The sequence below is a fragment of the Staphylococcus edaphicus genome, assembly GCF_002614725.1.
Taxonomy (GTDB): Bacteria; Bacillota; Bacilli; order Staphylococcales; family Staphylococcaceae; genus Staphylococcus; species Staphylococcus edaphicus.
The window spans coordinates 61,552-69,093 of record NZ_MRZN01000016.1; the positions used below are offsets into that span (position 1 = coordinate 61,552).

10 protein-coding genes are annotated in these 7,542 nt (G+C 32.6%); 2 read left to right on the forward strand and 8 right to left on the reverse strand.

Annotated features, from left to right (window positions below; translation table 11 throughout):
- Positions 1 to 18: 18 nt before the first annotated feature.
- From BTJ66_RS09850 to hflX, 3 genes are all read right to left on the reverse strand, one after another.
- Positions 19 to 387, reverse strand: coding sequence for a MerR family transcriptional regulator (locus tag BTJ66_RS09850; protein WP_161940554.1), 369 nt, complete (start codon positions 385 to 387; stop codon positions 19 to 21).
- Between the two features lie 258 nt (positions 388 to 645).
- Positions 646 to 1,884, reverse strand: a complete 1,239-nt coding sequence (locus tag BTJ66_RS09855; RefSeq protein ID WP_099090793.1) for a methionine gamma-lyase family protein — start codon at positions 1,882 to 1,884, stop codon at positions 646 to 648.
- Positions 1,885 to 1,898: 14 nt separating this feature from the next.
- On the reverse strand, positions 1,899 to 3,134 hold the full coding sequence (gene hflX, locus BTJ66_RS09860; protein WP_099090794.1) for a GTPase HflX: 1,236 nt from the start codon (positions 3,132 to 3,134) through the stop codon (positions 1,899 to 1,901).
- A gap of 104 nt (positions 3,135 to 3,238) precedes the next feature.
- Here hflX and BTJ66_RS09865 point away from each other — a divergent pair, with 104 nt between their 5' ends.
- Complete coding sequence (locus tag BTJ66_RS09865; RefSeq protein WP_099090795.1) at positions 3,239 to 3,712, forward strand: glutathione peroxidase; 474 nt, start codon at positions 3,239 to 3,241, stop codon at positions 3,710 to 3,712.
- A gap of 79 nt (positions 3,713 to 3,791) precedes the next feature.
- Here the strand turns inward: BTJ66_RS09865 and BTJ66_RS09870 are convergent, their stop codons facing one another.
- Entirely contained in the window at positions 3,792 to 4,355 is a 564-nt protein-coding gene (locus tag BTJ66_RS09870) for an Ada metal-binding domain-containing protein (RefSeq protein ID WP_161940555.1), read from the reverse strand.
- A gap of 219 nt (positions 4,356 to 4,574) precedes the next feature.
- Here BTJ66_RS09870 and BTJ66_RS09875 point away from each other — a divergent pair, with 219 nt between their 5' ends.
- Positions 4,575 to 4,997, forward strand: a complete 423-nt coding sequence (locus BTJ66_RS09875; RefSeq protein WP_161940556.1) for a methylated-DNA--[protein]-cysteine S-methyltransferase — start codon at positions 4,575 to 4,577, stop codon at positions 4,995 to 4,997.
- Between the two features lie 129 nt (positions 4,998 to 5,126).
- Here the strand turns inward: BTJ66_RS09875 and hfq are convergent, their stop codons facing one another.
- From hfq to BTJ66_RS14035, 4 genes are all read right to left on the reverse strand, one after another.
- Positions 5,127 to 5,351 (reverse strand): RNA chaperone Hfq, encoded by a 225-nt coding sequence (gene hfq, locus BTJ66_RS09880; protein ID WP_099090798.1) that lies wholly within the window; start codon positions 5,349 to 5,351, stop codon positions 5,127 to 5,129.
- Between the two features lies 1 nt (position 5,352).
- A complete protein-coding gene (gene miaA / locus BTJ66_RS09885; RefSeq protein WP_099090799.1) occupies positions 5,353 to 6,300 on the reverse strand; it encodes a tRNA (adenosine(37)-N6)-dimethylallyltransferase MiaA in 948 nt (315 codons plus the stop codon).
- 19 nt (positions 6,301 to 6,319) lie between these two features.
- Entirely contained in the window at positions 6,320 to 7,252 is a 933-nt protein-coding gene (locus BTJ66_RS09890) for an alpha/beta hydrolase (protein ID WP_099090800.1), read from the reverse strand.
- Between the two features lie 109 nt (positions 7,253 to 7,361).
- Positions 7,362 to 7,542, reverse strand: a 181-nt coding sequence (locus BTJ66_RS14035) for a hypothetical protein (protein ID WP_420801884.1), incomplete at its 5' end; no start/stop codon positions are given.

A 7,542-nucleotide genomic window follows, 5' to 3' on the forward strand; every position in this document is an offset into this window, starting at 1 on the left:
TATATGTCCCCCATATTTTTATTTAATAAATCGTGATAAGTCTCCACGGTTTATTGGAATTGCTTCTCGTTGTGGTTTCTGTGTAGCTTCAACTATCATTTGTTTTCTAGTTTCTTGTTCATCATCAGTAAGGTGATCTTGTTCATTTTTAATAATTTGTTTGATGCCTTTAATATTGAACCCTTTTTCAATTAATTTCTTAATCTCTAACAAGCGTTCTAAATCATTTAATGAAAAAAGTCTTTTGTTACCTTCTGATCGTTGTGGCTTAATCAGTTCATGTGTTTCATAATAACGAATTTGTCTGGCAGTCAATTCGCTTAATTTGGTTACAACACTCATAGGGAAAACGGGCATGCTTCGTCGTAATGTATCATTTGACTTCAATCCGATCACCCCTACTTTTGAACTTGATATTAATTTAGCACAATAATAGGATTAATTCAAAGATATGTCAGGTTTTCTGACATAGAGTTTAAATCCCTTGATATAACTACCTTTGACAATCATTTTAAAAGCGAAAAATGATAGTTTTTAGAAAATTCCTTAAATTTTTTCAAAAAAATCCATATATGCAACTATATATCGCAGCAGCAAACGTACACTACCACGCCTTATAATACATATATGGCACTCATTCTGATATTATATTAATTGCTGTGATTTCAAATGGTGGGCCGCTCTTGAAACAGCTAATTTTACATGTTCATACGTTAAGCCACCTTGGACGTATGCTTCAAATGGCGGTCGAATAGGTCCATCTGCTGAAAGTTCAATTGAAGAACCTTGTACAAATGTTCCTGCCGCCATAATCACGTCATCTTCATATCCTGGCATATATGCCGGTTCAGGACTGAAATGCGCATTAATTGGGGATGCTTGTTGAATACTTTGACAAAATCGAATCATTTGTTCTTTATTTTCAAACGCAACAGTTTGAATTAAATCTGTTCTTGGCTCGTCATATCTTGGATTTGTACGCATTTCCATTTTTTCTAGTAACAGACTTGTGAATAGTGCGCCTTTTAAACTTTGACTAACCACATGCGGTGCTAAAAAGAATCCTTGATACATTTCTTGTAAAGAATTAAGCGATGCCCCAGCTTCTTTTCCAATGCCTGGTGCAGTTAAACGATAACCACAGCGAGCGATTAAATCTTTTTTACCTGCAATATATCCACCAATTTTTGCTAAACCACCGCCTGGATTCTTAATTAAAGATCCTGCTATTAAATCTGCTCCGCATTCTATCGGTTCACGCTGCTCTACAAATTCACCATAACAATTGTCTACAAAAATGATGATGTTAGGATGCTGTGCTTTGATTTGTTTTATGGCGTTTTCGATCACATCTAAATTTATAGATGGACGTTGGTCATAGCCTTTAGAACGTTGAATTGCTATCACTTTGGTTTGATCATTGATTTGCTTCAATACCTCTTGAATATTTATATCTCCATTTTTCAAATCTACCTTATTGTAATGCACACCATGTTCCTTGAGGCTTTCAATACCATTTCCATTAATTCCTATTACCTCTAATAGCGTATCATACGGATTGCCAGTTATATATAATAACTCATCTCCATATTTCAATGTACTTTGTAGAGCGATTGTAATCGCATGCGTTCCAGAAATGATTTGTGGTCTAACTAAAGCATCTTCTGCTTTAAATGTATGTGCATAGATTTCTTCTAGATGATCTCTACCAAAATCATCATAACCATAGCCAGTTGTTCCCTGTAAATCACTTTCAGTAGCTTTCACCGCATGAAACGCATCAAGTACCTTTTCCTGATTTACGAAGGCAGTTTCTTCTATCACCTTAAAATATGGTGTTAAAGTAGCCTCTGTTGTTTCAATCAGTTGTTTCATATCTTCCATTTCATAACTTCCTTCTATTCTTTTTTATACCCTTTTACATTATACGTCGCATTTACTTCATCAAACTCTAATTCCGATATAAGTGTATGTTGTTTTAAAAAGTACAAGCGATCTGCATTTGCACTCGGTACAACTTCTTCATAGTAATTAAGCACTTGTGTAATTTGATTAAATAAGAGTGCTTTCACTTTTTCTATATCATGTTCATCTTTACTTGAAACAAATACAAATGGTTTATTTGTCGTAGGTAATGGGCCCTCATTTAAATCTTTTTTATTAAAAATAATCACTTGTGGTATCTGATCCATACCTAGGTCCTTAACAATTTGATTTACTGTATCATATTGTCCACGGTATTCAGGATGACTACTGTCTACAACATGTAATAACAGATCTGCATTTTTTGCTTCTTCTAATGTAGATTTAAAAGCGGCAATTAATGTGGTAGGTAACTTTTGAATAAATCCGACAGTATCCGAAATAATTAAATTAAAGCCATCATTAATCTGTATTTGTCTTGTTTTTGGATCAAGTGTGGCGAAAAGAAGATTTTTTTCATATGTCGTTTCATTTGCTAATACATTAAACCACGATGATTTTCCAGCGTTGGTATATCCTATCAATGCAACTTGAAATACATGATTTTGTTCTCTTTTATTACGATATCGCTCACGATGTTCTACCACTGTTTCTAACTGATGCTTAATTTCATTCATTCTCGTTCGGATATGTCTACGATCCATTTCTAATTTTGTTTCACCTGGACCTCTAGTGCCGATACCGCCACCGAGCCTAGATAAACTTCGCCCATGCCCTTGTAACCTAGGCATTAAGTAATCTAATTGCGCTAATTCGACTTGTAATTTACCTTCTTTACTACGTGCTCTGAGGGCAAATATCTCTAAAATCAATTGTGTTCTGTCGATGATTTTCACATTTAAATTACCATTTAATGTTTTTGATTGTGCCGTTGTTAATTCATCATTTGCTACAACGACATCTATATCATGAAATTCAACATATGCTTTAATGTCATCTAATTTACCTTTACCAACATAATATTTATTGTCCGCATGTGTTCTATTTTGAGTGAACTGCGCTTTAACATTTAATTGACATGTCTTTGATAACGATGCGAGTTCTTCCATTGTTGACTCAAAGTTAAAATCCTTATCTGTTTGACCATGTACGCCAATTAATACAGCTGTTTCCAATGTTTGTTCTGTTGTATATGTTTGGTGTTGTGGCATAACATACACCTCTCTTCAAAGTATTCTTTGCCATTCTAACATAGTGCCAAAATAAAGACTATAAACTTAAATTATGTTAAATTATTAAAAAGAGGTGAATTAATATGACTATATACGACATAGAAGTACAAAAACCAAATGGAGATGCTTATAAATTAGATGCTTATAAGAATAAAGTAATGTTAATTGTAAACACTGCAAGTGAATGTGGCTTTACGCCACAATTCGAAGGCTTACAAGCATTATATGAGAAGTATAAAGAACAAGATTTTATAGTTTTAGGATTCCCTTGTAATCAATTTGGTGGCCAAGAACCTGGCACAGGTGAAGAAGCTACACAAAACTGTAAAATCAATTTTGGTGTTTCTTTTCCAATGCATGAGAAAATAAATGTTAAAGGTGAAAATCAACATCCCTTATTTAAATTTTTAACAGAAGCACAAAATGGCTTTTTCAATGAGAAAATAAAATGGAATTTCACAAAATTTTTAGTAGATAAAGATGGGAATGTAGTACAACGTTTCTCACCACAGAAGAAACCAAATCAAATCGAATCAGAAATTGAAGCATTACTATAAATTAAAGCACCCTATCAGTATATAATGCATGCCTAAGGTGAAAAGCAGTTTCGTGTGTGACATTCCACATGAAACTGCTTTAATTTTTACGGTTATTTAATGATAATTGGTATGCTTTGGGGGTTTGACCATAGTATTTTTTAAAATGTTTAATAAAATGACTTGTTGTCTTATAACCAATATTCTGCGCTACTATACGTATTGGTAATGATACTTCTTGTAAAAGACAAGCTGCTTCTTCCATTCTCAGTTTGTGTTGATATGCCATTATAGTTATACCATTTTCTTTTTTAAACAGACGTGACAAATGGTAAGGACTACCGTGACATAAAGATGTGATTTGCGCTAAAGTCATATCCTCTTTGTAATACATATGCACAATATTTTTAATCTGTATTGACCATGTTTCATCATGGCTGTGTTTACCTAATGGATTGCACTTTTTACAAGGTCTAAAGCCATCATCTAATGCATCTGAACCAGAATGATAAATAAAGACATTTTCTTTTTTCGGTAATCTTGCTTTACACGATGGTTTACAAAATATTCGAGTCGTTTTAACCGCGTATACAAATGAGTCATCTGCTTGTTTATCATTATATACGATACTTTCCCAACATTTTTGTGTCATATATTTTTTCATACGTGCCAACTCCTTGTTCACTAATGATAACATAAAAAAATATCCCAATATTGCTTTCTAATTTTTAAAAAGCTCATTCTCATCGTATTCCTATCTCTTATTTGTTAAACTTTCTTCGAGGTGATTATCATGAAAAAGGTTTACTACGACCATTTTATTTACCAAGGAAAGGCTATATATGTTTATGTAAGTGATAACGGATTAGTGTTTGTAAGTTCCTTGGATGAACCAAACGAGATTCACATGTATATCCACAACATTGACATTGTACAAAACAATGCAAAAACATCTTATTTTATTAACTCAATTAAAGCCTATTTAAACCATGGACAAGTTTGTCAAAATATTGAATTAGACTTAGGGGACGCTACAGACTTTCAAAAACGAGTTTGGCGTACATTGCTTACGGTTCCATATGGAAATACCGCTACCTACACTGAAATCGCACAACACATTAATCAACCCACTGCTGTTAGAGCTGTTGCTAATGCCATTGGCAAAAATCCATTCCTTATCGTAGTACCATGTCATAAAATTATTGGTAAAAACGGGGACTTAAGAGGCTTTAGAGCCGGGTTAACACTTAAACAACATCTGCTGAATTTAGAACATAATTCAACAACCAATAGCTCCGCAGTTTAATTAATCTCTAAAAATATATGATATCGTGTTAAAACTCAAATACATTCATCAATAATAAACGGGGTAGAGACGCCTTATTGTCCCAACCCCGTTATTAGTCAATTTAATTTTTGATGATTCAATTGTTAATTAACTTTCTTCAGTTGAAGTTACTTCATCAATTGTGAAGGTGCTAATTGCGTGTTTATAAATCAAATGTTGTTTACCTTGTGATAATAAACACACGATATACTTATCATAATCTTCAATGATACCTTTCATTTGAAAACCATTCACTAAAAATACAATTACTTTTGTTTGATCAGCCTTAAATTGTCCTAGGAATTTGTCTTGGATGTTTTCTGTTGTGTTCATACTATGTTCTCCTTTTCTGTATTTGGACTGAAACTTCATCTAACATTAATGATAGTGACATTTTCTCTCTATCTAACCACAAGACGTCTAATTTGTTCTTGAACCAAGTCATTTGTCTTTTGGCATAATTTCTAGAATGCTGCTTTAATTTATCCTTTGCCTCATCTAGCGTTACTTCATGATGAACAACAGGTACAATTTCTTTATAGCCAATAGCTTGCATACTTTGACTTGATTCATAACCTTTTTCAACGAGTTGCTTCACTTCACTTAATAACCCACGTTCCAACATTATATCTACACGCTTATTAATTCTTTGATATAATGTGTCACGCGACATTTCTATCCCTAATAATAATGTATCATAATTTTCTGTATATTGTTGCATTTTCTGACGAGAACTTAAAAGTTTTTTTGTATTTAAATAATATTGTATTGCTCTTCTAACTCTTTTTCGATTATTTGGATGTATGTTATCGGCAGATGCACCATCAAACGAGGCTAAATATTGATGTAAATCGTCATTAGATAATTTATCCAGTTCAGCTAATTTCGATTCTACTTTTTGGCTATGTGCTTCTGATATGGTTTCATCTTCAAATGCATAATCATAAATGAGCGACTGAATGTATAAACCAGTGCCGCCTACGATGATTGGCACATGGCCTCGATTAGTAATCTCAATGATTAGTTTCTGAGCCCGACTTTTAAATGCGTACGCTGAAAATGGATCATCTGGTTCTAAAATATTTATCATATGATGCGGTATACCTACCATCTCCTCTTTCGTTATTTTCGCTGTACCAATGTCCATATGTTTATAAACTTGCATTGAATCCCCACTTATAATTTCACCATTATATTTTTTAGCTAATTCAATACTAAATTCTGTCTTACCAACTGCAGTTGGTCCAACAAGTACGATTAAAAAGGGTTTGTCGTTATCCATGTGTATCAACTCACTTTATTTATGTTTTTCTTTGTTTTTTTAAAATTTGTTTTTCTATCCACTCATACATATGGTGCCATGTTTCCGTATATCCTTGTTCAAAAAGCACTTCATGTCTTTTATGTTTATATAATTGTACTGTTATATGTTTTATACCCGCTTTTTTATATAACTTCCCTAATGTTCTAATGCCTTTCCCATAATCACCCAGTGGATCATCTTTACCGGAAATTAATAAAACAGGTAGTTTTTGATTCATTTGCTTTATATTTTTCAATCGGCTCGTTGCTACCATTTGTTTAATTATCTGATAAATTAATTGATTTGAAACTAAGAACCCTGTATATGGATCTTTAATAAATTGTTCTACTTCTTTCGAGTCACTAGAGAGCCAATCACTCGTTGTTTTTTGATTATCAATATTTTTATTGAAGGATTTGTACATGATTCGATTCAACCATTTTAATCTACGATGTTTACCTAACATTATTGTTATCATTTTTAATAAAATACAAAGTGGCATACTCAAATAAACAGGATATTGTGTAGTCCCAGTTAATATAATTCCTTGTGCTGCATCTGGATATTTTTGAGCGAAAATACGTGCCACAATTGATCCCATCGAATGTCCAATCATAATGTAAGGAATATGATGGTAACTTGAACACATCGTTTCAGCAATTTCATATGTATCTTCTGCAACCTGTTCTAGATTGTCAATTTGTCCACGTTCTTTTTCATTTATGTCTTTGCCATGACCACGATGATTGTGACGTAATACATCATAGCCCTGTTGATTTAATGATTCAACAAGTTGATCATATCGATCCATATGTTCTGCCATTCCATGAAGTATATGCACGACACCAATGGTTGTTTTTTTAGCTTTATTCAATTTAACTTCTATCATTGTGCCATCTGCAACTGTAATTTTAAATTCATTTTTACTCATGTAATAGCCTCCCATACTTTAAGACTTTCAATCTATATATTATACAATATACCTTCAAATTAAATTGTTATCAAATACTACACACAGTCAATTATAAATTACAATATTTTTAATTACATAGCTTATCAGCGTTCAATGACAATAAAAACCCAATTTTGTATAAAAAAGAGTCCGGGACATAAACATTTCTGATTAAAGAATAAACGTCAATTTCTATTGAAATTATATAGAAATTGACGTTTTCTTTATTTTTATATAATTTTGTAGCTCGTTGAGCTACTATTTTTCTT